The following is a 24,243-nucleotide window of genomic DNA, read 5'->3' on the forward strand; positions in this document are numbered from 1 at the left end:
GCGATGCTTCTTTCTCGATGGCGTACCCTGGCGGGGTGGCCTGCTCTGTGTGCCCTGCTGGCACTTTCTGGGCTGGCTCACGGCTACCAGGGCCCTTCTCCATTGGGGGAGTGGGAGTACCGCTGGGGGGACTCGCCATTGGACAGCGAAGGGGAGCCACTCTGGTTATCGGAGCCGAGCCGCGATTGGCAGGCCATTGCCTTTCCATCGAACCCGCCCGAGCGCGAGGGGCGGCAATATGTCTGGTTCAGGACCGTACTGCCTGAGGGAAACTGGCGTGATCCGGTGATCCACATCACCAGCATCAATCTGGTCGGGCAGGTGTTTTTGGGGGATGAGCTGATTTATGAGCACGGCGATATGCAGCAGCCGCGCTTCATTGGTTGGCCGTGGCATTTGATTCCGCTGCCCGACGATTTTGCGGGCCAGACCCTGTCAATACGCATCTATTCGGACTACACCAGCATTGGTTTATGGGGCGATGTTCGGGTCATGGACCGCCTGGGCGCCCTCAAGGCGATGCTGAAGGCGTCAGCAAAAGACCTGGCGGTCAGTGCATTCAGCCTGTTGTTGGCAACGCTTGCGGGTATTTTTGCGCTGATGGGCCCTGACCGGCGAGGCTTTGGTGCCACGGCGCTGTTCGCCTGTGCTTCCGGATTGATGCTGTTGGCCGAAACGCCTGCCAGGCAGCTGATCGCCGATGCCCCCTTGGCCTGGGACATGCTGCGCGCCGCCAGTTATTTTACCTTGCCCATTGCCATGGGGCTGCTGTTGAGCCACTGGTTGGTGGGGTCGGCCAAGCGCTGGATGGCGCGTTTCTGGCAGCTTCATCTGGGGTATCTGGTGGTGACGATGGGGCTGGTGCAGTTCGGCTTCTTGAACTTGGCCCTGACCTTTCCCGTGTTTGACGTGCTGCTGTTGCTGACGTTGCCCTGCATGCTGCTGATCACCCTGGTGGCATGGCGCCGCTTGGCGTTGGAGCAACGTTTGCTGGTGTTCAGCTTTGTAATGTTCGCGCCTTTGCTGGTGCTCGATATGCTGGTGGCCCACGGGCTGGTGGCGCTGCGGCAAGTGCCTTTGAGCGTTGGGGCGCTGGGCTTTTCGATGGCCATCGTGGGGGTCTCGCTGTGGCATTACCGTTTCACGCAGCGGCAGCTGGCTCTGGCGAACCTGACGCTGGAGGCGCAGGTGAAGTCGCGTACGGCGGAGCTGGATCAACTGGTGGACCAGTTGAAGGGATTGTCGCTCCAGGACGCCTTGACCGGGCTGCCCAATCGGCGCCACTTCGATACGCTGCTGGATGAAGAGATGGAGCGCGCCGCCCAGAGTGGGCAGCCGCTTTGCCTGTTGATGATCGACATCGATCACTTCAAGAACGTCAACGACAGCTTTGGCCATGATGTGGGCGATGCGGTGCTGATCGAAGTCGCCAACCTGCTGACACGCTGCTTTCGCGGGAGCGATGTGGTGTGCCGCCTGGGCGGGGAGGAGTTCGTGGCGCTGTTGCCAATGACCGACCTCGATGAGGCCGAACGACGGGCCAACGAGCTGTTGCAGACGCTGCGTACCCATGCCTTGTTTCACCTCCAGCAACCGTTGGGCTACATCACGCTTTCGTGCGGTATTGCGGCGTACCCCGAGCATGCCGACAGCCGACATTCGCTGATCAAGATGGCAGACCAGGCGCTTTATCAGGCGAAGCACCGTGGGCGAGATCGCTGTGTGATCTGGCAGCAGACTGAAGCGGATCAATCGTTTATTGATGCTTTTTAAATGTTATGCAAGTTGTGTAGAAGAGTTGTTTTAAGTTTGTTTTCTGGCTAATGATAAGCATCGTCTTTATAGTTGTTGATCTCGTTATTTTTAGTGAATGTCAACAAATGTCACATCTCCAGCTGGCCTAGTTACTTTTTTAATATCTCCCTCCATAGTAGTTACATAAGCCCAATGATGGGTGCTGCCCAGGCAGTCGATAACGAGGGGGTGTGTGATGAGAAACAATGGCTATGTCTCCCAGGTGAACTATCCTATTGATCCTGATGATTTTTTGATTTCGCGTACTGATGCTAACGGTTATATCACTTATGCGAATCCTCGGTTTATCGAGGTCAGCGGTTTTGATATCGAAGAGTTGATGAACGAACCCCATAACGTCGTTCGTCATCCGGATATGCCGCCGGAAGTATACCGCGATATGTGGGCCACCCTGCGTGAAGGCATCTCTTGGCAGGGCTATGTAAAAAACCGCCGTAAGAATGGGGACCACTACTGGGTACATGCCAATGTCGTGCCGGTCATGGATAAAGGAGAACTCCAGGGGTACGCATCGCTGCGCTCTTATGCGGAAGAGGAAAAGACGCGCTACTTCGATAACATTTACCGACAAATGCGCGAAAAGACGTGCCCCTACTATCTGAAGCGCGGGCAGTTAAAGCGCCGTGGGTTATTGGGCAAGCTACCATCCATTCATTGGGAAAGCGTCAAAACGCGCCTGCTGTTCGCCACGCTGGCCAGCGTGGTGCTGCTGGATGCAGGCCTGGCGGTGACTCAGCACTATGCCCTGGGGGGGTGGCAGCTGGGAGTGTTGGCCTTGGTGCTGGCAGGGCTGATCTGTGGCGTCAATGTCTTGCTGTTGGGGTCGTTGAACCGCTCGGTCGGTTCGTTGAAAGATATTGCACTGCAACTGGCGGCAGGCAATCTGAATGCGGCCATTCCTTCTCACCAGCGCCAATCGCTACGTCAGACGCTGGAAGCCCTCCAGTTGATGCGCCGCTCGTTGCTTTCCACGGCTAGCGACATCCAGCGCAATATGGAAGTCATCAGACCGGTGGTCGACCAGATTCTCAATAACAACAGCAATATGGCTGATCGTTTGGAGCAACAGGCTTCCGCCGTGCAGCAAACCGCTGCCAGTATGGAAGAGATCTCCAGTACCGTGCGTCAAAGCGCGTCCAACGCGGAGCTGGCGAGCAAGGCGGCAGATACCAACCTGGCAGAGGTCAGTACGGCATCCCGCCTGACCGATGAGCTGGCGCAGGCCATGGAGGTGCTGACCAAGCAGTCGGAGCGCATGAAGCACATGGTGCAGACCATCGATGCGATTGCCTTCCAGACCAACATTCTCGCTTTGAACGCTTCCGTGGAGGCTGCTCGGGCAGGGGAGCATGGGCGTGGTTTTGCGGTGGTGGCGCAAGAGGTGCGCAAGCTGTCCAACCAGACCGCCGAAGCGGCCAAGGAAGTGCAGCGCATGATCGTGGACACCAACCAGAGCGTTCTGGAAAGCGTGGCCCACACCCGTGAAACCCAGGCGGCCACGCTGCGCATCAAGCAGGCCAGCCAGCGCGTCAACGACCTGATGGAAGAGATTAGCCGCGCCGCCAGTGAGCAAAGCGACGGGGTTGCACAGATCGGGCTAGCCATCGCCGAGATCGACAGCACGACGCAAGCCAGTGCTTCAGACATGGAGAGCTACCGCCGAGTGGCCGATGCGCTCAGCGGAGAAGCCGCTTCCCTGAATAACAGCGTGAACGCGTTCAGAACTTCCAGCCGCCATACCAACTCTCAGCCCCACCGCCTACCGGCGCCGCGCCGCCCCGATTCGCTTCGCCTCGACAGCGTGAAAGGCAAGCCCAACCTGCCAGCCCAACCCTCGACAGTAGGCGGTTGGGAACAGTTCTGAGTTCTTCCCCTCCCTTGGTCCTGAAACCAGTCGCTTAGGCGGCTGGTTTTTTTGTGCCACTTCCATGGCCTCGCAGCTGAGTTGTCATATCAACCGCGTCAGAGTCGTAATCGTTGCCACTAAAGTATAGCCATTAAAGGCTATCTCTTTTTTTGCCATACTACCATACTAGTCATATCAGTTAAGTGCCGAACCCGTTCGGCCGCATTTGGATACCTACTATGCATATGCCACTGCAAACGCTATGGGCAGAAACGCGAGACAGCGATCCAGTACGTGAGCGCCTGTATAAAGTGCTGCGTCAATCCATCATCCAAGGGTTGTTGGCGCCGGGGCAGGCGCTTTCCGAGAAAGAGATTGCCGATCACTTTTCTGTCAGTCGACAGCCTGTCCGTGAAGCTTTCATACGCCTTTCCGAGGCCGGACTGGTGGAGGTGCGGCCACAGCGGGGCACCTATGTGGTCAAGATCTCTCAACGGGCGGTACTCGAAGCGCGCTTCGTGCGCGAGGCCGTGGAGGTTGCCATCGTCAGGCAGGCCGCTAGCAAAGGCCTCAAGAGCGGCATCATGGCTGAACTGCATGATTTGCTGGACAGGCAGCGGCGCTGTATAGCGCCCCACGACTACGGTCGTTTCTATCGGTTGGATGAAGAGTTCCACCGCATGCTTTCGCTGGGGGTCGAGCAACATGCTGCGTGGAAAGTGATCGAGGACGTTCGTGCGCAGTTGGATCGCGTGCGCTACCTGAGCGTGCCGGACAGCACCCCGATTGCCCGGTTGATCGATCAGCACGCGGACATCGTGGCCGCCATCGAAGAGCGCGATTCGGCGCGAGCAGAACACGCCATGCGGCATCATTTGAGAGAAATCTTCATCTCGCTGCCGGATCTGGTCAAGCGCTTCCCCGATCTGTTCGATTCTCAGGAAACCGCATCCCTTATCGAGGAGGCCAGCCAGTGAAAATAGAGCATGCCTATACCATTGTGACGTCGCCGGGGCGCAATTTCGTCACGCTCAAGATTCTTACCGACCAGGGGGTGTATGGCATTGGGGACGCTACTCTCAATGGGCGAGAGATGGCGGTGGTCAGCTATCTGGAAGAGCACGTCATTCCTGCATTGATTGGCCGAGACCCGCAGCGTATCGAAGATATTTGGCAATACCTCTACCGAGGCGCGTATTGGCGCCGAGGCCCGGTCACGATGAGCGCCATCGCCGCCGTGGACATGGCGCTATGGGACATCAAGGCCAAGCTGGCGAATATGCCGTTGTACCAGCTACTGGGAGGGAAAAGCCGCGACCGCGTCATGGTCTATGGGCATGCCACTGGACGAGACATCGAGGCGTGCCTGGAAGAAGTCGCTAGGCATGTGGATGAAGGCTACAAGGCCGTCCGTGTGCAGGCCGGTGTGCCTGGGATCGCCAGTATCTATGGCGTCGCCAAGCGAGACGGTGAGCCCTACGAGCCTGCCGATGCGGACCTGCCGGCGGAACACGTCTGGAGTACCCACAAATACCTGAATCACGTGCCCAAGCTGTTTGCGGCGGTACGTGAACGGTTCGGTGACGACCTGCATGTCTTGCATGACGTTCATCACCGCCTGACGCCTATCGAGGCGGCTCGGCTAGGCAAGGAGGTCGAACCCTACCATCTGTTCTGGTTGGAAGACTGCGTCCCGGCAGAAAACCAGGAGGCGTTTGGGTTGATTCGTCAGCACACCACCACGCCTCTGGCCGTGGGTGAGGTGTTCAATAGCCTGTTTGATGCCAAGGCATTGATCGAAAATCAGTGGATCGACTATATCCGCGCCACGTTGACCCACGCAGGTGGCATTACCCATGTCAGGAGATTGGCAGACCTGGCGGCTATTTATCACGTGCGTACCGGGTTCCATGGGCCGACCGACCTGTCACCGGTGTGCCTGGGGGCAGCCATCCATTTCGACACCTGGGTGCCCAATTTCGGTATTCAGGAGTACATGCCCCACACCGACCAAACCAATGCCGTCTTTCCTCACGATTACCGTTTTGAAGAGGGGCATTTCATCGTAGGCGAAGCGCCGGGGCACGGGGTGGATATCGACGAAACCTTAGCCAGGCAATACCCCTACAAACGGGCCAGCTTGCCGGTCAATCGGCTCGAAGACGGAACGCTTTGGCATTGGTAACGGCAGCGTGGGCTGAAAGACGACGGTGCTTTTAGCCTTGGCTTATGGGAAGCATCAATAACAAAACAACCTCACTGGAGGCAAAGATGAAAACCAGAACAATAATGTCTGCACTTGTATTGGCCATGATGAGCAGTACGGCTCAAGCGGCTTATCAACTGAATATTTCTATCGCCTTGAGCCCTCAGGACCCGATAGCACAAGCGTTGGAGAGTGCTCGGCAAACCATCGAGGAGCGCTCCGAAGGCGAACTGAGAGTTCAGATTTTTCCCAACAGCCAGCTAGGTTCGGACGAGGATGTGGTAGAGCAGATTCGCAGCGGAGCGAACATTGCCATTCTGATCGATGCCGGACGGCTTTCCGAGTATCAGCGGGAGCTGGGCATCCTCAGCGCTCCCTATCTGGTGGAAGACCACCGCGACTATCGACAGATTACCCAATCGCCCCTGTATCTGGAGTGGATCGAGGGCTTGGCAGACACCAGCGGTTTGCGGCTGCTCAACTACAACTGGTATCAGGGCGCGCGTCAGATGCTGACACAAAACGAGGTTCATGCGCCTGATGACTTGCGTGGTGTCAGAGTGCGCACGATCAACTCGCCCGTGTGGATCAACACCATCGGTGCCATGGGCGCTACGCCAACTCCGCTACCTTGGTCAGAGGTCTATTCAGCGTTGCAGCTTGGCTCTATCGATGGCGCCGAGGCGCAGCTGACCGGTGCCGAAGGGCAAAATCTGCATGAGGTGATCACCCACGTGGCGTTGACCGGCCACATTCAGCTGATGACCGGTATTGTGACGTCCGAGCAGTGGTATCAATCCTTGCCTGAAGCGTTACGCACCATTCTGGACGAAGAACTGCAGGTAGCGGGGGACGAGGCCAGCGAGGCCACCGTAGAGGCCGAAGCCGCCGTGCGTGAGCGGATGGAGGCAGCGGGCATCGTCTTTACCGAGGTCGACCTGGAGGTGTTCCGTGAGCGCGTGGGCACCGTCTACGAAACATTGGGCTACGAACAGTATCGTCGCCAATTGCTCGGCCAGGAGTGAGCGTTAGCCCCTGCCATGAGGCAGGCGGGGGCTGCGTTTGGATCGCTGATACCTGATAGTCCAACTGCCCCATGGGGAGAGGATGTGTGTATGTGGCATTGGTACGAAAAAGCCGAAGAGTGGCTGGCCATCATGCTGCTCGGTGGCACCTCTTTGATCATGCTCATGAGCTCCACGGCCAGGGCGATAGGCCAGCCGTTTGCGGGAGGCGCGGAGCTTGCCCAGTTTCTATTCATCTGGACGGCCGTGTTGGGGGCCGATATCACTCTGCGTCGTGGCGGCCAGGTGCGTATCGATGCGTTCGTCATCCGTATGCCGTTGAAGTATCAATATCTGGTGACAGGACTGTGCGTGAGCCTGATGGCGCTGTTTCTGGTGCTGCTGATTTGGTACGGATTTCCGCTGGCGATATCCAACTGGCAGCGCCCCATGGGCGTGGCAGGGCTGAGTTATGGGTACATCACGTTGGCCTTGCCGGTCGGCGCTGCGTTGATGTTGATCTCGCTGGTCAGGCGCGTCGTTTCCCATGGCGTGGTGGGCTGCTTGATCGCAGACGATGACGACGTGGTAGAGGAGGCATTATGACAGCGGCGTTGTTATTGGGGCTGGGTTTGTTATTGATGGCCATCGGCATGCCCGTCGCTTTTGCGATTGGCATTGCGGGGTTTAGCTACTTTCTACTGCCGGATACGTTTTTACCTACCAGTATTGCCGTGCAGCGCATCGTTTCTTCAACGCAATCGTTTCCGCTGCTTGCCGTTCCCCTCTTTATCTTCATTGGTCATTTGATGAATGCCAGTGGCATTACGCCACGACTGCTGCATCTCTCCTCGCTATTGGCGGGTTGGATGAGTGGCGGTTTGGCGCAGACCAGCATCGTGCTGAGCACGCTGATGGGAGGGGTATCCGGGTCGGCCGTGGCCGACGCTGCCATGCAGTCCCGTGTGTTGGGTAAAAGCATGGTGAACGGTGGTTACTCCCCAGGGTTCACGGGGGCGGTGTTATCCATCGGCGGGCTGATTACGGCAACGATTCCGCCCAGTATCGGGCTGATTCTGTACGGCTACCTGGGAGAGGTTTCCATTGGCCGTTTGTTCATTGCCGGGCTGGTGCCGGGGTTCCTGTTGATGGTGGCGCTGATGGTGGCCACTTATGTGATGTCCAAGCGTCGGGGGTATCACGCCGTGAGGCAGCAGTTACCTACCGGGCGTGAGGTTTGGCAGGCGCTGCGCAGCAGTATTTGGGCGGTGCTCTTTCCCGTGTGGCTATTGGTGGGCATTCGTTACGGGCTTTTCACGCCTTCCGAAGCCGGTGCCTTTGCCGTTGCGTATGCCTTGCTGGTGGGGTGTGTCATTCATAAAGAGATGGGCATCAAGGAAATAGTCAATGCCATGAAAGCCAGCGTCAGAGATATCGGGATGATCATGCTGATCATCATGTTCTCCGGGATTATTGGCTATGTCGTCTCTTTCGAAAGGGTGCCGCAGACGATTGCAGAGCTGATGCTGGGGGTGTTCTCCAGCCAGATCGCCTTATTGCTTACCTTGGCCGTCTTGCTGGTCGTGTTGGGCATGCTGTTGGAAGCCACCGTTGTCGTCATGCTGCTGACCCCCATTCTCGTGCCCGTCATAAAAGCGGCGGGTGTCGATCCTGTGCATTTCGGTTTGTTGATGATGACACTGGTGACGTTTGGCGGCATGACGCCACCGGTGGGTATTTCCATGTATACCGTGTGCGGCATTTTGCGCTGCTCTTTCTACGACTATAGCCGTGAGTTGCTGCCTTTTGCGCTGGCAGTGCTCGTGGTGGTCTTGGGGATCATCTTTTTCCCAAGTGTCGTTCTGTTCTTGCCCAACTTGTTGCTGGGGTAACCGCGATGCGCGCCAGTAGGGGGTTCAAGAAGAGTACGACTGCCTTATTTGTGGAGATGACCGATGAACCTGTTTTTAAATGATGACTTTCTGCTCAATTCGGACATGGCACGCCGCCTGTATCACGGCCATGCCAGTGAGCAGCCCATTTTCGATTACCACTGCCACTTGCCAACCCGTGACATTGCGGAGGATTACCGTTTCGAGAATATGACGGATATCTGGCTGCGGGGGGACCACTATAAATGGAGGGCGATGCGCTGGAATGGGATCGATGAGCGTTTTTGTACTGGCGATGCCAGCGACCTGGAGAAATTTCGGGCCTGGGCCAGCACCGTTCCCTATACCTTGGGTAATCCGCTCTATCACTGGACGCATCTCGAATTACGTCGCCCGTTCGGGATCACCGATACGCTGCTCTCGGAAAAAACGGCGGACGCTATCTGGGCGCGTGGTAATGACCTGCTGAAACGACCTGAGTTCTCGGCCCGTGGCATACTTCGCCAGATGAACGTACGCATGGTGGGCACTACCGACGATCCGGCGGATGATCTGAAATACCATGCGCAGATTGCCAAGGCTGCGGATTTCAACGTCAAGGTGCTGCCCAGCTTTCGACCCGACAGGGCGTTCAAGCTTCAGGCCGATGACTATGTTCAGTACCTGCAGCGCCTGGGCGAAGCCGCTGATGTGGAGATTGTCGATGTCGCCTCGCTATGCCGCGCGCTGTCTCGGCGAATGGACTCGTTTGCCGACCTGGGTTGCCGGATTTCGGACCATGGGTTGGACCGCGTCGTATTTGCCGAAGCGGGTGATAGCGAGTTGGAGGGCATCTTCTCCCGACGCCTGTCGGGGCGTTTGCCGAATGAAGAGGAGCACGCGCAGTTTACCACGGCGCTGTTGCTGTTCCTGGGGCGAGAATACCATCGCCGTGACTGGGCGCAGCAGTACCACATCGGTGCATTGCGCAATAACAGCACGCGGGGTGTGCGGCAGTTAGGGCCGGACATGGGGTTTGACTCCATGGATGACCGGCCGGTTGCGGCTCCTCTTTCGCGGCTGCTCGATGCTCTGGATCGTGATGACCGCTTGCCCCGCACGGTGCTCTACTGCGTGAACCCGACGTTCAACGAAGTGCTGGCGACGGCCGCAGGTAATTTTCAGCGTGGCGGTGTGCCAGGGAAAGTGCAGTTTGGCTCTGGCTGGTGGTTCAACGACCAGTTGGATGGCATGGAGCGCCAGATGACCCAGTTAGCGCAGTTGGGGCTGCTGAGCCGCTTCATTGGCATGCTGACCGACTCCCGCAGCTTCCTTTCCTATACACGCCATGAATACTTCCGTCGCCTGCTATGTCGCATGCTCGGCCAGTGGGTCGTGGATGGGCAATTACCCGATGATGAAGTCCTGCTGGGCGACATGGTGCGCCGTATCAGCTTCGATAATGCCCGCGATTATTTCGGTATCGACGTATGACCACCAGGAAGCGTTCCGCTTGAGTCATCCCTTCGGGCGGTTTGTCATCACAGGAGTGTCCTTCCATGACTCATCCACATTGCATTGCCAGTGCTGGCGCGTCAGGCCATATCGGCATCGTTCACCTTGGCCTGGGGGCCTTCCACCGTGCTCATCAGGCCGTGTATCTGGAGCGCTACCGCCAGCGTAGTGGCGACACCCGTTGGGGCGTCTGCAGTGCCAACCTGCGTGCCAGTGTCGGGCTGGTGGATGGCTTGCACGCTGCCGGGTATCGCTACCATGTGGCGGAGTATTCCAGTCGCGAGACGTTGACGCTGCGCGACATCGGCGTGCTGGAAGAGGCGCTGTTCACCGGGTGCGATGCGGCAGGGCAGTGGGGGCGTGACCGGGAGGTGTTGTTGGCAAGAATGGCCGCTGCCGAGACACGGATCGTCACTTTGACGGTGTCCGAGAAAGGCTATTTTTTGCATCCTGCCAGTGGGGAGCTGCGTACCGAAGACCCCATGGTCGCCAGTGACATGGCAACCCCGGAACGACCCCGAACCGCCCCAGGGCTGTTGCTCGAAGCTTTGGCCCGCCGGTACAAGGCAGGGGTCGCTCCCTTCACGGTGCTCTCTTGCGACAACATGCCCGATAACGGCAAGCGCACGCGCCAGGCGGTGCTGCAGCTCGCCCAGTTGCGCGATGCCTCGTTGGCCCAATGGATTGCCAGTGAGGTGGCATTTCCCTGCAGCATGGTGGATCGCATCGTCCCCGCCATGACCGAACAGGATTTCGAGCGCCTCTCGGTGTTGGGTGTGAACGATCCTAATGCCGTGGTGTGTGAAGCGTTCAGCCAATGGGTCGTGGAAGATCACTTTCCCATGGGTCGCCCTGAATGGGAGGCCGAAGGCGTCGATATGGTTGCCGATGTGGCCCCCTTCGAAACCATGAAGTTACGCATGCTCAACGGTAGCCACTCCTTGCTGGCGTATCTGGGTGCGGTGGCAGGCATCGAAACCGTCTTCGATGGCGTGAACCATACGGGCCTACGCACGCTGCTTCGCCGCTACATGCTGGAGGAGGCCGCGCCAACCCTCGACATGCCCGACGGGATCGATTTAGACGCCTATGCCGATTCCCTGCTGGCACGCTTTGCCAATGACAGCTTGCGGCATCGCCTGCAGCAAATCGCCATGGATGGCAGTCAGAAACTGCCGCAGCGCTGGCTGTCGGGTACGCTGGCACGGCGTCGCCACGGAGGTGAGACGCCCTGCGTGGCACTGGGTATGGCTGCCTGGATTCGTTATACCGCAGGCCACGATCTGCATGGGCAGTCGTACCCGGTCGATGACCCGCTGGCCCAGCGTTTTGCGTCGCTGCATCAGGTTCATGAGGGTGATTGTGCTGGCCTCGTCACGGCATTTCTGAACATGCAGGACATCGTGCCCGGTGCACTGGCGGCGGATTCGGCGTTCGTGGCGTGCGTCTCAGCCGCCTATCGAGCGCTGACTCAAGGTGGGATGGTCGGTGCGCTGTCGGCCATGCTGGCAGACCGCTAACAAGGAGATCGAGAATGGAGCATACGTGGCGCTGGTTTGGGCCGCAGGATGCGGTGTCACTGCGGGAAATTCGTCAAGCGGGGGCGACGGGGGTCGTCACGGCGCTGCACGACCTACCCAACGGGCAGGTCTGGCCAATCGCGGCCATACGTGAGCGCAAGCAGTTGATCGAGACGTCCGGATTGTCCTGGTCGGTGGTCGAGAGCGTTCCGGTGCATGAGTCGATCAAAAAGGGCCTGCCAGAGCGGGATGCCTTGATTGCCAGTTACTGCCAGACCCTTCGTAATCTGTCGGACTGCGGTATCGACACCGTCTGCTACAACTTCATGCCGGTTCTGGACTGGACGCGCACCGACCTGGCCTACGAGTTGCCGGATGGCGCCTTGGCGCTGCGCTTCGATCAAGTCGCGTTTGCCGCGTTCGATCTTTACCTGCTGCGGCGCCCAGGTGCCGAACAGGAGTATGGTGACGACGAGAAAGCCCAGGCAACCCGCTATCTGGAAGCGCTGGATACGGCGGCTCGTGAGCGGTTGATCAATACCTTGATCGCGGGCCTGCCTGGCGCGGAAGAGCACTATACGTTGGCGCAGTTTCGCTCGGTATTGGCAGATTATGCGGAGATCGATGCCGCCCAGCTGCGCAAGCACCTGGGGTACTTCCTGAAAGCGGTGATTCCCGTGGCGGAGTCGCTCGGCATTCGCATGGCCATTCACCCGGATGATCCTCCGCGGCCGTTACTGGGCCTGCCCCGAGTGGTTTCCTGTGCCGACGACATCGAATGGATCCTCGATATCATTCCCAGTCAGGCCAATGGCATCACCTTCTGTACGGGCTCTTTAGGTGTCAGCAAACGAAATGATCTGGTGGCCATGGCGCGGCGGTTTGCGAGACATATCCATTTTGCCCACCTGCGAGCGACGCAATCGGAAGCGGGTGACGAGCGCTCCTTTCACGAAGCGTCTCACCTCAGCGGAAGTGTCGATATGGTGGGCGTGATTCATGCCTTGATAGAGGAAGAGCGGCGCAGGGAGAGGGAGGGCGGGGCGCGTTTACCGCTAAGGCCCGACCACGGCCACCATATTCTGGACGATCAGCAGCGCAAGACGGCGCCGGGTTATCCCTTGTACGGGCGCATGCGTGGCTTGGCCGAATTGCGCGGAGTGGAGCTGGCCGTGCGGCAGTTGACGGGCCGCTAGCTGTCATCGGGGCATTACGCATAAGCCCTACGGCGGGGGAAGTTCAGCAAGTGCCGTAGGGCTTTTTTAGGTATGGCTGCTAGCAAACCCTCAACGGGAAGCTGAAGCCACTTCAGCGCCGGTCAATGTCGGCTCGGGCATTTGCTCCATGCGTTTGCGTTCCTGGTCGAGAATCCGGAGTGCTTCGGCGGATGAAACCCGGGACGCCGGTGTCAGCAGAGTGACCACGGTGCCGACGGCCAGTGCCGCCAGTACGGCGGGAATACTGGGGTTCCCCCAGAAGGCGGTCCACTGGCCGTTGGCAATGATGGCCATGGAGGTGAGAGAGGCGCTGACCAGCGTCGCTATGGCCCCCTGCCAGTTGTAGCGCGGCCAGAAGCGCCCCAGCATGGCACATACAAACAGGCCGGACAGAATGGTCGAAATCATCCGTGTGATATACGTGATGACATTGTCGGAGGTGAGGGCAAATAGAAGTGCCAAGCCAATGGTGGCTACCAAGGCAATGCGCGAAAAGCGCACCACGTTGCGTGCCGACGGTGTACGTCCTGTCGCCAGTACGTAGAGATCACGAATCAGGGTTGAAACGCCGGCGATGGCATCCGAGCTTGCGCTCGACATGGTGGCCGATAGCCCCGCCACCAGCAACAGCAAGCCTAGCCCTAGGGGCATGATTTCTGTTGCCAGAAAGGGAAAGGCGTAGTTGCTGTTTTCCAGCCCAGGGTTCAGCGCGTGGGTGGCCATCCCGATAATGGCGGGGATGATGGAGAACCCCAGATAGAGGACGCCCGTAATCAGAAACGAGCGGCGTACCGAGCCAACCGACTCGCCGGAGTAGATACGCTGTCGAAAAGAGGGCGTTGCCAGCACACCAATGGCAATGACCGCCGCCAGCGACAGCGCTGGAAGCCCGCCAATCTGGCCGATGCCCAAAAAGCTGGCGGCACCTGCGTCCATGCTTGCGGTCAGGCCTGAAAAGCCCCCCACTTCCATGAGTGCCAGAACGGCCATCACGATAAACCCGGTGAACAGCACGACGGCCTGGATGGTGTCGGTCCAGATGACCGCAAAGTACCCACCAACCACGCAGTAAATACCGAAGCCTAACGCAACCAGGATGCGGGCGGTGGTGAGGTCGATACCTGCCATCCAGGAGAGATAAAGCCCGCCACCCAGAATGTGCGCGCCCAGCCAGCCGATACAAGCAATGTAGATAAGCAGCGCCACGATATTACGCACGAGGCGGTTGGCGCCCACGTAATAAGCCAGCTCCTCACTCATGGTCATGAAGCGCAGCTTGCGTACCGAGGCAAAGCAGACGGCAAGTAACAGTACCCCGACAGCACCGCCAATGCCGTACAGCGCGCCAGCCCAGCCATTGGCATAGCCAAAGCCGACTGCGCCCATGCTGGAGCCGGTACCGACCATGGTGGCCACGGTGGTGCCGACGGTGAGGAAGAGGGGAACGCTACGGCCACCCAGCAGGAAGTCATCACCACTGCCGCGTTTATGGCGTGATACCCACCATCCGAACGCGATCATGGCGATGATGTAGAGAACGAAGGTGACAAGGAATATTTGGCTGTTCATGGTAACCTCTTATCGTTGTTTATCCGGCCGTTGCCGCGGCCGAACATAGGCAATGCAGGAAATTGCCGCGGGCTTTTTTATGCTAATCACGCGGTAATTCGGCACCGCGCCCTTGCCGGGGCGCGGTGCCATCTAGTCTTCCGGGGTCATACGCGATCCGCTCTGAAACACTTCACGTCGACTTCTACCTTGCAGTCCACCACCAGGTCCTGAACGCTGCAGATACGCGCTGGCGGGTTGTCGCCAAACACTTCCTTGAAGACCTTGTTGAACGAGCTGAAATAGCGCGCGTCGGTCAGCACGGTAGTGACATGCACCACGTCTTCGACGCCGTATCCTGCTTCTTTCATGATGCTCAGGCAGTTGTCGAAGGCGAGACGGGTCTGTTCGATGATGCCGCCTTCGACCACTTCGCCATCGGTCATGGGCGTCTGACCAGACACGTATAGCCAGCCGCCTGCTTCGACCGCGCGGGCGAAGGGCAACTTTTGGCCGCCCGTGCCGACGCCGCCTTCGGTGCCGTATCGAGTAATGCTCATGGGGTTTGCTCCTGTTGGGTGGTTAACGGTGTGGAGGGAGAAATACGCTCGGTTCGTCGCAGCATCCGCCCTTCGCGCTGCCGACTGGCGTTGCCCTGGCGATAGGCGATCCTGCCATTGACCACCACCAGCTCGATGCCTTTGGCAGCGGCAATGGGGTGGTCGTAACTTGCCGTATCTTCAAGGGTGTTCAAGTCAAAAAGGGTCAGATCGGCGTAGGCGCCAACGCGCACTACACCTCGGTCCGTCAAGCCAAAGTTGGCTGCGGACAGGCTCGTCATTTTGCGTACGGCTTCTGCCAGCGACATCAAGTTCAGGTCGCGGCTGTAATGGGCCAGCACCCGCGGAAAGGCTCCCCATAGCCGGGGGTGCGGGTGGGGGTCATTGGGGAGTCCATCGGACCCTACCATGGAGAGCGGGTGCGCCAGCACCTGCTGCATGTCCGCCTCGTTCATGTTGTGGTACACCGCACCGGCAGGCTGAAGCCGTCTTGCGGCGTCCATGAGTGATACGCTCCACTCGGCGGCAATGTCTCTCAATGGCCGACGTGCCTGGTCTGGATGCGGCTGGGACCAGGTAATGGTGATGTCGATCTCATCGGTCACCTGGCCCAGGTCGAGGGTGGAGGAGCCTGCGGTATATGGGTAGCAATCGCAGTGGGCATGCTGATGCCGGGCAGCGGTTTCTAGTTTGCCCAGGGCTTTCGCAGCGCCCCCCCAGTTGCCTGCGCCTGCGCATTTCAGATGCGAAATGACCAGCGGAACCTTGCCTTCCCGCGCCGTATCGAAGGCTTCGTCCATTGCTGCCAGCAGGCCGGCAAATTCATCGCGTAGATGCGTGGTATAAACGCCGCCCGCTTCGCCTACCGCAGCTACCAGAGGCAGCATCTCGGCGGTAGGTGCATGAATGGCATTTCGGTAAGCAAGCCCGGAACTCAGCCCAAGTGCTCCTTCATCGAGTGCTTGTTGCAAGCGGGACGTCATCTGGGCGACTTCAGCCGAGCTGGCAGGGCGGTCGAAGCTGTCCATCACTTGGCTGCGTAGGCTGGTGTGACCTACCAGCGCGGCGACATTGATGCTGGGTCGTGCATCGTCGACGGCCTGGGCATACGCAGCGAACGTGGGATAGCGGAAGTCCCCGGTCTGCCCAAGCAGGTTCATCGGGTCGGGTACCTCTCCCGATAGCACGACGGGGCTCGCGCTGATGCCGCAATTGCCGACGACGACGGTCGTCACTCCCTAGGAGAGCTTGGGCAGCATCTCCGGCGTACGGATCACGTTGGTATCGTCGTGGGTATGCACATCGATGAACCCCGGCGCCAGATAGCACCCATGGGCGTCGATGAGCGCGTGGGCCTTGGCCTCAGGCATCTTGCCGATGGCGCAGATACGATCGCCTTGAATGGCGATATCGGCACGGAAGGGCGGTGCGCCAGAGCCATCCAGGATGTCGGCGTCACGAATCAACAGGTCGTACACCATTTTAATCTCCCAATGGCTGACGGTTGTCGCCGCCACGGTGGTCATCCAGGCTTAGCTTCAGGCGGCGCAGTTTGCTGCGTGAGCGTTCGCGATGACGCATGGCCAGCTCTAATGCCAGCACGTCGATGACGGCGAGCATGGCGTAACGTGAGGCTGAGGGGTGATAGATGAAATCGGTCTCCCGAGAGGTAACCGGCAGCACGATGTCAGAAATCTCGGCGAGCGGAGAATTCATGGCCGTGATGGCAATCACCGTGGCACCGTACTGGCGGGCAATTTGCGCCGACTCCACCATTTCGGGGGTATAGCCGGTCGCAGACAGCACTACCACGACGTCGTCTGGTTCAAGGGTGGCAGCCACCATGCGCGGCAACAGGGCCTGTGGGTAGGCGCAAATCGCATAGCCTAGACGTACCAGGCGAAACTGCAGCTCTTGCGACAGAATGCTGGACCCACCTCCGGCACCAAACACCAGTATCTGGCGGGCTGCATCCAGACGCTCCACGGCCCCTGTGACATCTGCCTGGGCAAGCAGGTCTCGGTTGAGGGCCAGGGTCTGGGTGGCAATGTCATAGACGACGCTGGAGCCGTCTTCTGGCGTCGCTTCCTGAATGAAGCGACGACCTGCGGCGAGAGCCCGAGTCAGGCGGGTTTTTAAATCCCGCACGTTCGAGCAACCGATTGCCCGTGCAAAACGGGTGACGCTGGCATCACTGACCCCTGCGCGCTGTGCAATATCGCTGATACTGGCTTCTGTAACGAATTCGATATCCGCAAAGATCAGCTCAGCGACTTTTTTTTCAGCGTCACGCAATGTGGCGAAGTCAGTCGTCATACGCGACAAAATATCTATTTCCTGGCTCACCTTGGGCTCCTGATGGTTGCCTTGTTTGAAAAGTATGTTAGTTTTTAACTTAAAGTCAATATGTGTGAAAATTTCTAACATTGACGATGAATGACACCTCTTCAGCAGGAGATGAAGCGATGAGCACGATGGCATTAGCAGTCGATAAAGGCGGTATCGAACTGAGTCCTAATCTTTTATCAGGTGTCAGCTTGCCCGCTGCCGTCGTTCATGAAAGTCCACTGACTCATAACCTGGCATGGATGCAGCGCTTTGCCGAAGCCCATGGGGCGCACCTGGCTCCCCATGGCAAGACCACCATGACACCTGCTCTTTTCCATCGGCAGATAGCCGCGGGTGCCTGGGGTATCACGCTGGCAACGGCTCCTCAGTGCCGAGCGGCCTTTGCGCATGGCATCAAGCGTCTGCTGATGGCAAACCAACTGGTGGGGCAGGCCAACATGGCGATCGTGGCAACGTTGCTGGAGGAGGGGGCCGAGTTTTTCTGTGTGGTCGACCACCCTGAAAACGTGCGCCAACTGGGGCAGTTCTTTGCATCGCGCGGCCTGACACTCTCGGTGCTGATCGAGTTGGGAGTGGAAGGTGGTCGCTGTGGTTGCCGTCACCAAGCGCAAATTATTGCGTTGGCCAACGCCATTGCCGATGAACCGGCCCTTGCGCTGGCGGGGTTGGAAGGGTACGAAGGCGTCGTGCACGGGGATGACCCTGAGAGCGGTATTCGCCGCTATGCCGAGTATCTGGTGCAGGTCGCTGTGGAACTGGAGCGCGCGGGTCTCTTTTCGGTCGCCAATCCTATCGTGACGGCCTCGGGGTCTGCCTGGTACGACCTCATTGCAGAGGCGTTCCACTCCGCCCCACTGCAGCAAGGTCGGTTTACCCCGGTTTTGCGCCCTGGATGCTATGTCGTGCACGATCATGGCTTGTACCACGAGGCGCAGGCAGCGGTCATGGCGCGACGTCCCGATTTAAAGCAAGGGCTTGAGCCAGCGTTGGAGGTGTTCGCTCAAGTGCAGTCTCTACCTGAGCCGGGGCTGGCCATCATTGCCCTTGGAAAACGCGATATTGGTCATGACCAACTACCGCTGGCCTTGCGCCGTTACCGGGAATCGGGAACACAAGGCCAACAGCTTTCCGTAGCGGGCTGGGAAGTCACCAAGATCATGGATCAGCACACCTTCGTGCGCTTGCCTGAAGAGGCCCAGGATGTTGCGGTGGGGGATATCGTTTCCTTTGGCGCCTCTCATCCGTGCCTGACGTTCGACAAGTGGCGCCAGCTTCTGCTCGTGGATGAGCAATTGACGGTCCGTGAAACGATGAACACCTGTTTCTGACTGCTCACTTCAAGCGAGCTTATGCAGTACCTCCGGCAGCTCGCTGGCATGATGAATGCCGATCGCGCCTGCGGGGGTGGCCTCTTCTTTCGGGAAGTGGTTCAGGTGGATGACGTGCATGCCTGCCGCCAGGCCGGCCTGCACGCCTACGGCGGCATCGTCGATGACCACACACTGTTGTGGGGCGTAGCCCATGGCGGCAGCGGCCTTCAAGTACAGCTGCGGATCGGGTTTCCAGACGTTCAGGGTATAGGCGCTGAACAGGTTGCCCGCAAAATGGTGCGTCAGCTGCGTGCACTCCAGGGCGCAGCGGATTTTGCGCTCGGGGCCGTTGGATACCACCGCCTTGGGGTGGTGGGCCAGTTGGGCCAACGCATCCGGCATGCCTTCTATGGCCAGTAGCTCGGCCTGCATGCGTGCTTCCATACGCGCGCGCATGGCGGCTTCGAGCTGTATCAATCGGGTTTCTTCCAGCGCTTGAAAGCGCTCCTCCAGGGTATGCACGATGGTGTGAAAACGTACTCCGCGAAACTCCGCCATGTATTGCCGGGCCGTAAAGGGCAGCCCGTATTCCGGCAGAACGTCGCCCATCACGTCAGCGAGCAGCGTCTCGCTGTCGACCAGCGTGCCGTCACAATCGAACAACAAGCAGTAGGCGGCATGTTCCGCCGATTGGCCAGTCGTGTTCATTTCCAGACTTCCTCGTTGACCAGGCTGATAGGGCGCTGGCCTTGCAGGGCCATGCGGATATTGTCCACCGCGCGTTGCGCCATGGCGTCTCGGGTTTCATGGGTGGCTGAGCCTATATGCGGCAGCGCGACCACGTTGGTCATCTGCAGCAAGGGAGAGTCATGGGCCAAAGGCTCTTGCGCAAACACGTCCAGCCCGGCTGCCTTGATCACGCCCTGTTGCAGCGCTTCGATCAGGGCGGGTTCGTCGACCACCTTGCCGCGGGCAATGTTGACCAGAATGGCCGAGGGCTTCATGCGGGCAAGTTCGGCAGCACCGATGAGGTGTTCCGTGTCGGCGGTCAAGGGGACCGTCAGACACACGAAATCGGACTCGGCCAGCAGTGCGTTCAGCTCACGCCGCTGGGCGCCCAGCGCCTGTTCGAGGTCTGGCTTGGGGGACGCATTGGAGTAGAGGATGCGCATTCCAAAGCCTAAGGCGCCGCGCTTGGCCACTGCCTGGCCGATGCGACCAAACCCCACCATGCCTAAGGTTTTGCCGTGCACGTCGCTGCCGAACAGCGCTGGGCCAAGGCTCTGTTGCCACTGATTCGCCTTGACCCAATTGGCCAGTTCCACCACTCGGCGTGCGGTGGCCATGATGAGCGCAAAGCCGGTATCTGCCGTCGTTTCTGTCAGCACATCCGGGGTGTTGCATACCAGGATGCCGCGCTGGGTCAGTTCATCGACGGGCAGATGGTCATAGCCCACGGAAATGGTGGCGATGACTTTGAGGGCAGGGGAGGCTTCCAGCAGCTCATCGGTGATGAGCAGGCTGGAGCCGATGATCCCTTGTGCCTCCCGCAGCGCTTCGCGCACGTTGGGCTGAGTCAGATCCAATGGGCTTTCCAGCTCAATGAGCTGGAAGTGCTCGTCCAGTTCGGCCAGTTGGGCAGGGCTGAGACGCCCTGAAACGATGATACGCGGTTTCATGTGCTCTCCAGTGATCATGATGGGGTGGGGGTGTCAGAGCTGCTCCAGCTGCATGAGCTGCTGGCGGGTCGGCAGGCCCTCCATGTCGCCAACCACTTGCACCGCCTGAGCACCGATCAGGTTGCCGCGCTGAAGTGCCTGTAAGGGGGGCAGCCTATCCAGCAGCGCACTGATCACACCGACGGCAAAGCCGTCACCGGCGCCGACCGTATCGACCACGTTGGCAACCGGCTGGCCGGGCACGCTAAAGCTTTCCAGCTGGCCGCCCAGCACTCCTCGATAATAACTGCCTTCTGGGCCCAGCTTGATGACGACCGCCTTGACGCCTCGTTCCAGGTAGAAGTCGGCGATGGCCTCGGGCGACGTTTGCCCGGTGAGCAGGCGGCCCTCGGACAAGCCCGGCAGCACCCAGTCGGCCAGGACGGCCAAGGCGTTGAGGGTATCGCGCATCAGGGCATCACTGGGCCAAAGCGTTGGGCGAAGGTTGGGGTCGAAAGAGACGCTGGAGCCCGCCGCGCGCGCTTGCTGCATCATATGGCGGCTCAACTGCGCGGCGCTTTCGGAAAGCGCAGGCGTGATGCCGGTGGCATGCAGGTGGGTGAGGGCGGCCATATCGACGCTTTCGGCGTCTTCGATGCACAGATGGCTGGCAGCACTGCCTCGCCTGAAGTAAGTGACCTTGGGGTCTGCCCCGCGCTCGGCACGCTCCTTGAACAGCAAGCCGGTGGGGTGGCTGGGGTCGGTATGAATATGGCGGCTGTCTACCCCTTCCGCCTCAAGTGCCTGGCGAATGAACTGCCCGAAGCTGTCGCTACCTACGCGGCTCATCCAGGCCACGTCAAAGCCCAGCCGGGCCAGGCCGATGGCGACGTTGTTGTCCGCCCCCGCCAGGCGCCGCTGAAAATGCTCCACGGTGGCCAGTTCGCCGGGAGTCTCTGCCACGAACATGGCCATGGCTTCGCCAAAGGTAAGAACGCTGGGGGAGGGTTTGGGGCGTGTCATCGGGGCCTCACGTGTTGTCTTGGGTTGTCGTGTTGGTTTGCAGGCCCTGGCGGTGAGTGCTGCCTCGGGCAATGAGAGTGGGCGCATGGCGGTACTGCACCGGTTGCTCTATCGCCCGAGGGCCAGTCAACCGTGTGATCTGGTTCAGCAGGCTGGTCACGGCGGCTTGGCCAATGGCGTTGGTGGGCTGGGCCAGCGTGGTGATGCCCGGAGGCACCAGGGCGCACCACTCCAGCTCGTCTATACCGATCAGGCCGACGGGCCCCAGAGAAATGGCCTGGTGCTGGAAATGGCGAACCATGGCCAGGGTGGCGTTGCCGTTGGCGCATAGTACGGCGCAAGGGGCCTGGCGATGGCGTTGAACGAAGGCGCGCAGCCGTGAGGCTGCCTGTGGGTCGTCGAGGGATGTCAGGGTTTCGCCCTGTATGCCCAGTGACGTCACGCGTTGTCGAAAGCGCTGCAGCCGCTCCTGGCGAGCGCTGGCCAACTGGGGAGGCTCGCTGACATACAGTACCGCGCGATACCCCCGCTGCATGAGGTGTTCCAGCGCCAGGTCGATGGCCAGTGCGTTATCGAGGCCGATGGTCTCGGCGTCCAGGTTGGCGACGTCGCGGTCGATGAGGGCCAGGGGGATGCCGTTGTGCGCCCAGGCTTTCAATGCGCGCTCTGGCTGCCCGGCCGCATTGACGATCAATCCCTCCACTCGGTAGGACGATAGCGAGGCCAGATGCCGCGTTTCCAGCTCGGGGTCGTTATCGGTATTGCACACGATCAGCGAGTAACCCTGTGCCCGTGCCGCTTGCTCTACTCCATGAACGATGGCCACGGAAAACGGGTTGCGTATGTCGGCGACCAGCATGCCCAGCAGTCTGGATCCGCTGCCTTTCAAGCCCCGTGCCATTTGGTTGGGGGAGTAGCCAAGGCTCTTGGCCGCTTGATCGATACGCGCCTGCAAGGCGGCAGACAGCCTGTCTCGCTCTGGGCCGAAGAAACGTGAAACGCTGGTTTTGGACGTACCTGCCAGCCGAGCGACTTCGATGAGCGTTGCGCGTGAGGAGAGCATGAGCACGACGACCTGATGCAAATGAGTGAATGGGAACGTTCCCATGATAAGGTTTCACCTTAATACCTTTATATCGCCAAGACAATATGCCCATATGGTCAAGGCACATGTGGGCAATGCCTGTGTGGCCAATGCCCGAGCAGCCTTTGCTACGCTGAAAGAAAACCGGGAGGGTGGCGATGCACGTGCACGAGTATCAACAGTACGACGCAACGGGGCTGGCAGCGCTGATTCGTGGCGGGCAGGTGAGCCGGGAAGAGGTGCTGGAGGCCGCGCTGGTGGCCATCGAGCAGGCTAACCCGGCGCTGCAGGCCGTGGTGCGCATGCGGGTCGAGCAGGCGCGTCGTGAAAGCCAGCAGGTAGAAAGTTCGGCCTGTTTTGCCGGTGTGCCCACCTTGAGCAAGGACTTGTTGATGGCGCTCAAAGGGGAGCCCTTGGCATTCGGCAGTGCTGCGTTACGCGACTGGCGGCCTGCCGAGGACTCGCTGTTCATCCAGCGCTCGCGCAGGGCGGGGCTGGTGGTGGTGGGCCAAACGGCCACGCCGGAGCTTGGCTTGATGGGCATCACCGAGCCCAAGGCATTTGCCCACCCTGAAAACCCGTGGTGCGCAGGCTATTCGCCCGGTGGTTCCAGCGGTGGGGCGGCGGCCGCGGTGGCCGGGGGCATGGTGCCCTTGGCGCTGGCAGGCGATGGCGGCGGTTCCATTCGTATCCCTGCCAGCTATTGCGGGCTGTTCGGGTTCAAGCCTTCCAGGGGCCGCGTGCCGCTGGCGCCAGCCCATGGTGAGGTGTGGCAGGGGGCGGTCGTGGAGCATGCGATCACGCGGAGCGTGCGTGACAGTGCGGCCCTGCTGGAAGAGGTCAACGGCATGGCGCCTTCGGGCCCTTACCCGGTGCTTGCGGAACGCGGCTATGTGGAGGCGCTGTCGAAACCCTGCCCACCCTTGCGGGTGGCGATCTCTCTGGGGGAGCCTTTTGGGCGCAGTTTGGGTACACGGTTGAATCCAGAGGTGAAAATGGCCATCGAGAAAACCGCCCAGCGGCTGGAGGAGATGGGGCACACGGTAGCGTGGTGCGACCCGCCGGTCGACGGTGAGGCGCTTGCCGACAGTTACCTGACGCTCTATCTGGGCCACCTGGCGGCAGACCTGCGCTGGATCAGTCAGCAAACCGGCGTGCCGCTCGGCCGCCTGCCTCTGGAGCCTTCTACCCGAGCCATTGGCCGCCTGGGCGCCAAACTCTCTGCCTGGGAGTACGAGACGGCCAAGCGCTACTGGCACGTGGCCGCCGAGCAGATGAGCCAGTTTCATCAGCGTAATGATGTGCTGGTGCTGCCCGTGGCCGCAGACACCGCGCCTCGGTTAGGGGAGCTGTACCCGTCGGCCCTGCGCGAACGGCTGATGGCGCTGCTGGCGGTGCCGGGCCTGCCCGCGCTGGCCCTGAAGGCGGGGCTGTTGAAGCGACTGGCCGTCGATGCCCTGAGCCGTACGCCCTTTACCCAGTTGGCCAACCTGACCGGCCAGCCTGCCATGTCGCTGCCGATGCACGTGGCGCAAAGCGGCTTGCCCGTGGGGGTGCAAGTGGTTGGGCGGCTGGGGGAAGACCGCCAGTTGCTGCAGTTGGCCGCCGCCCTGGAGCAGCAGGAAAACTGGCAGGCGAGGCTGCCTCGGCAAGCGTTTGCAGCTCAGGCAGGGTAAACTACGCCCCCGTCAATCGACGACCGTGATTCTATCTAGAG

The 24,243-nt window shown here is 59.9% G+C and carries 21 protein-coding genes; 12 read left to right on the top strand and 9 right to left on the bottom strand.

Going from position 1 to position 24,243, the window contains the following annotated elements; all coding sequences use genetic code 11:
- Nucleotides 1-3 precede the first annotated feature (3 nt).
- From LG409_RS06370 to uxuA, 10 genes are all read left to right on the top strand, one after another.
- Nucleotides 4-1,773: a GGDEF domain-containing protein gene (locus tag LG409_RS06370; protein ID WP_227407859.1), complete on the top strand. Its 1,770-nt coding sequence runs from the start codon at nt 4-6 to the stop codon at nt 1,771-1,773.
- Between the two features lie 217 nt (nt 1,774-1,990).
- A complete protein-coding gene (locus tag LG409_RS06375; protein ID WP_096923215.1) occupies nt 1,991-3,679 on the top strand; it encodes a methyl-accepting chemotaxis protein in 1,689 nt (562 codons plus the stop codon).
- Between the two features lie 221 nt (nt 3,680-3,900).
- Entirely contained in the window at nt 3,901-4,638 is a 738-nt protein-coding gene (locus tag LG409_RS06380) for a GntR family transcriptional regulator (protein WP_039177722.1), read from the top strand.
- Complete coding sequence (manD, locus tag LG409_RS06385) at nt 4,635-5,846, top strand: D-mannonate dehydratase ManD (protein WP_039177719.1); 1,212 nt, start codon at nt 4,635-4,637, stop codon at nt 5,844-5,846. Before LG409_RS06380 ends, manD begins: the two co-directional genes overlap by 4 nt.
- A gap of 104 nt (nt 5,847-5,950) precedes the next feature.
- Nucleotides 5,951-6,892: a C4-dicarboxylate TRAP transporter substrate-binding protein gene (locus LG409_RS06390; protein WP_227407860.1), complete on the top strand. Its 942-nt coding sequence runs from the start codon at nt 5,951-5,953 to the stop codon at nt 6,890-6,892.
- A 90-nt stretch (nt 6,893-6,982) separates the two neighbouring features.
- Complete coding sequence (locus LG409_RS06395) at nt 6,983-7,477, top strand: TRAP transporter small permease (RefSeq protein ID WP_039177713.1); 495 nt, start codon at nt 6,983-6,985, stop codon at nt 7,475-7,477.
- A complete protein-coding gene (locus LG409_RS06400) occupies nt 7,474-8,763 on the top strand; it encodes a TRAP transporter large permease (RefSeq protein WP_039177710.1) in 1,290 nt (429 codons plus the stop codon). The genes LG409_RS06395 and LG409_RS06400 overlap by 4 nt, the downstream gene beginning before the upstream one ends.
- Before the next feature lie 63 nt (nt 8,764-8,826).
- The gene (uxaC, locus tag LG409_RS06405) at nt 8,827-10,236 is read left to right on the top strand and encodes a glucuronate isomerase (protein ID WP_144983383.1); all 1,410 of its coding nucleotides are present in this window, start codon (nt 8,827-8,829) and stop codon (nt 10,234-10,236) included.
- Nucleotides 10,237-10,301: 65 nt separating this feature from the next.
- On the top strand, nt 10,302-11,777 hold the full coding sequence (locus LG409_RS06410; RefSeq protein ID WP_227407861.1) for a mannitol dehydrogenase family protein: 1,476 nt from the start codon (nt 10,302-10,304) through the stop codon (nt 11,775-11,777).
- Between the two features lie 14 nt (nt 11,778-11,791).
- Complete coding sequence (uxuA, locus tag LG409_RS06415) at nt 11,792-12,973, top strand: mannonate dehydratase (protein WP_227407862.1); 1,182 nt, start codon at nt 11,792-11,794, stop codon at nt 12,971-12,973.
- Nucleotides 12,974-13,063: 90 nt separating this feature from the next.
- Here the strand turns inward: uxuA and LG409_RS06420 are convergent, their stop codons facing one another.
- From LG409_RS06420 to LG409_RS06440, 5 genes are all read right to left on the bottom strand, one after another.
- Nucleotides 13,064-14,563 (bottom strand): sodium:solute symporter family protein, encoded by a 1,500-nt coding sequence (locus LG409_RS06420; protein WP_039177695.1) that lies wholly within the window; start codon nt 14,561-14,563, stop codon nt 13,064-13,066.
- Nucleotides 14,564-14,709: 146 nt separating this feature from the next.
- A complete protein-coding gene (locus tag LG409_RS06425) occupies nt 14,710-15,102 on the bottom strand; it encodes a RidA family protein (protein WP_039177691.1) in 393 nt (130 codons plus the stop codon).
- Entirely contained in the window at nt 15,099-16,337 is a 1,239-nt protein-coding gene (locus tag LG409_RS06430; RefSeq protein WP_227407863.1) for an N-acyl-D-amino-acid deacylase family protein, read from the bottom strand. Before LG409_RS06430 ends, LG409_RS06425 begins: the two co-directional genes overlap by 4 nt.
- Nucleotides 16,338-16,340: 3 nt before the next feature.
- Nucleotides 16,341-16,583, bottom strand: a complete 243-nt coding sequence (locus tag LG409_RS06435) for an amidohydrolase family protein (RefSeq protein WP_227407864.1) — start codon at nt 16,581-16,583, stop codon at nt 16,341-16,343.
- 1 nt (nt 16,584) lies between these two features.
- Complete coding sequence (locus LG409_RS06440) at nt 16,585-17,448, bottom strand: MurR/RpiR family transcriptional regulator (protein WP_039177687.1); 864 nt, start codon at nt 17,446-17,448, stop codon at nt 16,585-16,587.
- Nucleotides 17,449-17,567: 119 nt separating this feature from the next.
- On the opposite strand from LG409_RS06440, the gene LG409_RS06445 reads away from it, so the two are divergent.
- A complete protein-coding gene (locus LG409_RS06445) occupies nt 17,568-18,779 on the top strand; it encodes an amino acid deaminase (RefSeq protein WP_227407865.1) in 1,212 nt (403 codons plus the stop codon).
- Nucleotides 18,780-18,788: 9 nt separating this feature from the next.
- On the opposite strand, the gene LG409_RS06450 is transcribed toward LG409_RS06445, so the two are convergent.
- From LG409_RS06450 to LG409_RS06465, 4 genes are read right to left on the bottom strand one after another with little or no spacing between them, the layout of a single operon-like run.
- On the bottom strand, nt 18,789-19,469 hold the full coding sequence (locus tag LG409_RS06450; RefSeq protein WP_227407866.1) for an HAD family hydrolase: 681 nt from the start codon (nt 19,467-19,469) through the stop codon (nt 18,789-18,791).
- Complete coding sequence (locus LG409_RS06455; RefSeq protein WP_144983401.1) at nt 19,466-20,440, bottom strand: 2-hydroxyacid dehydrogenase; 975 nt, start codon at nt 20,438-20,440, stop codon at nt 19,466-19,468. The genes LG409_RS06450 and LG409_RS06455 overlap by 4 nt, the downstream gene beginning before the upstream one ends.
- 33 nt (nt 20,441-20,473) lie before the next feature.
- Nucleotides 20,474-21,442, bottom strand: a complete 969-nt coding sequence (locus LG409_RS06460) for a sugar kinase (protein WP_227407867.1) — start codon at nt 21,440-21,442, stop codon at nt 20,474-20,476.
- A 7-nt stretch (nt 21,443-21,449) separates the two neighbouring features.
- Complete coding sequence (locus LG409_RS06465) at nt 21,450-22,550, bottom strand: LacI family DNA-binding transcriptional regulator (protein ID WP_227407868.1); 1,101 nt, start codon at nt 22,548-22,550, stop codon at nt 21,450-21,452.
- Nucleotides 22,551-22,684: 134 nt separating this feature from the next.
- Here LG409_RS06465 and LG409_RS06470 point away from each other — a divergent pair, with 134 nt between their 5' ends.
- Nucleotides 22,685-24,202 carry an amidase gene (locus LG409_RS06470; protein WP_144983407.1) on the top strand — a complete coding sequence of 506 codons (1,518 nt, stop codon included), beginning with the start codon at nt 22,685-22,687 and terminating at the stop codon, nt 24,200-24,202.
- Nucleotides 24,203-24,243 lie beyond the last annotated feature (41 nt).

Source organism: Halomonas sp. NyZ770 (assembly GCF_020616575.1).
GTDB lineage: Bacteria > Pseudomonadota > Gammaproteobacteria > Pseudomonadales > Halomonadaceae > Vreelandella > Vreelandella hamiltonii.

Excerpts from the sequence above, each read along its gene's own strand:
- LG409_RS06420 (WP_039177695.1), bottom strand. The coding sequence starts at position 14,563 with ATGAACAGCCAAATATTCCTTGTCACCTTCGTTCTCTACATCATCGCC.
- LG409_RS06445 (WP_227407865.1), top strand. The coding sequence starts at position 17,568 with ATGAGCACGATGGCATTAGCAGTCGATAAAGGCGGTATCGAACTGAGT.
- LG409_RS06465 (WP_227407868.1), bottom strand. The coding sequence starts at position 22,550 with ATGGGAACGTTCCCATTCACTCATTTGCATCAGGTCGTCGTGCTCATG.
- LG409_RS06390 (WP_227407860.1), top strand. The coding sequence starts at position 5,951 with ATGTCTGCACTTGTATTGGCCATGATGAGCAGTACGGCTCAAGCGGCT.
- LG409_RS06455 (WP_144983401.1), bottom strand. The coding sequence starts at position 20,440 with ATGAAACCGCGTATCATCGTTTCAGGGCGTCTCAGCCCTGCCCAACTG.
- LG409_RS06470 (WP_144983407.1), top strand. The coding sequence starts at position 22,685 with ATGCACGTGCACGAGTATCAACAGTACGACGCAACGGGGCTGGCAGCG.
- LG409_RS06460 (WP_227407867.1), bottom strand. The coding sequence starts at position 21,442 with ATGACACGCCCCAAACCCTCCCCCAGCGTTCTTACCTTTGGCGAAGCC.
- LG409_RS06410 (WP_227407861.1), top strand. The coding sequence starts at position 10,302 with ATGACTCATCCACATTGCATTGCCAGTGCTGGCGCGTCAGGCCATATC.
- uxaC (WP_144983383.1), top strand. The coding sequence starts at position 8,827 with ATGAACCTGTTTTTAAATGATGACTTTCTGCTCAATTCGGACATGGCA.
- LG409_RS06380 (WP_039177722.1), top strand. The coding sequence starts at position 3,901 with ATGCATATGCCACTGCAAACGCTATGGGCAGAAACGCGAGACAGCGAT.
- LG409_RS06395 (WP_039177713.1), top strand. The coding sequence starts at position 6,983 with ATGTGGCATTGGTACGAAAAAGCCGAAGAGTGGCTGGCCATCATGCTG.
- LG409_RS06400 (WP_039177710.1), top strand. The coding sequence starts at position 7,474 with ATGACAGCGGCGTTGTTATTGGGGCTGGGTTTGTTATTGATGGCCATC.
- LG409_RS06450 (WP_227407866.1), bottom strand. The coding sequence starts at position 19,469 with ATGAACACGACTGGCCAATCGGCGGAACATGCCGCCTACTGCTTGTTG.
- uxuA (WP_227407862.1), top strand. The coding sequence starts at position 11,792 with ATGGAGCATACGTGGCGCTGGTTTGGGCCGCAGGATGCGGTGTCACTG.
- LG409_RS06370 (WP_227407859.1), top strand. The coding sequence starts at position 4 with ATGCTTCTTTCTCGATGGCGTACCCTGGCGGGGTGGCCTGCTCTGTGT.
- LG409_RS06375 (WP_096923215.1), top strand. The coding sequence starts at position 1,991 with ATGAGAAACAATGGCTATGTCTCCCAGGTGAACTATCCTATTGATCCT.
- LG409_RS06425 (WP_039177691.1), bottom strand. The coding sequence starts at position 15,102 with ATGAGCATTACTCGATACGGCACCGAAGGCGGCGTCGGCACGGGCGGC.
- LG409_RS06435 (WP_227407864.1), bottom strand. The coding sequence starts at position 16,583 with ATGGTGTACGACCTGTTGATTCGTGACGCCGACATCCTGGATGGCTCT.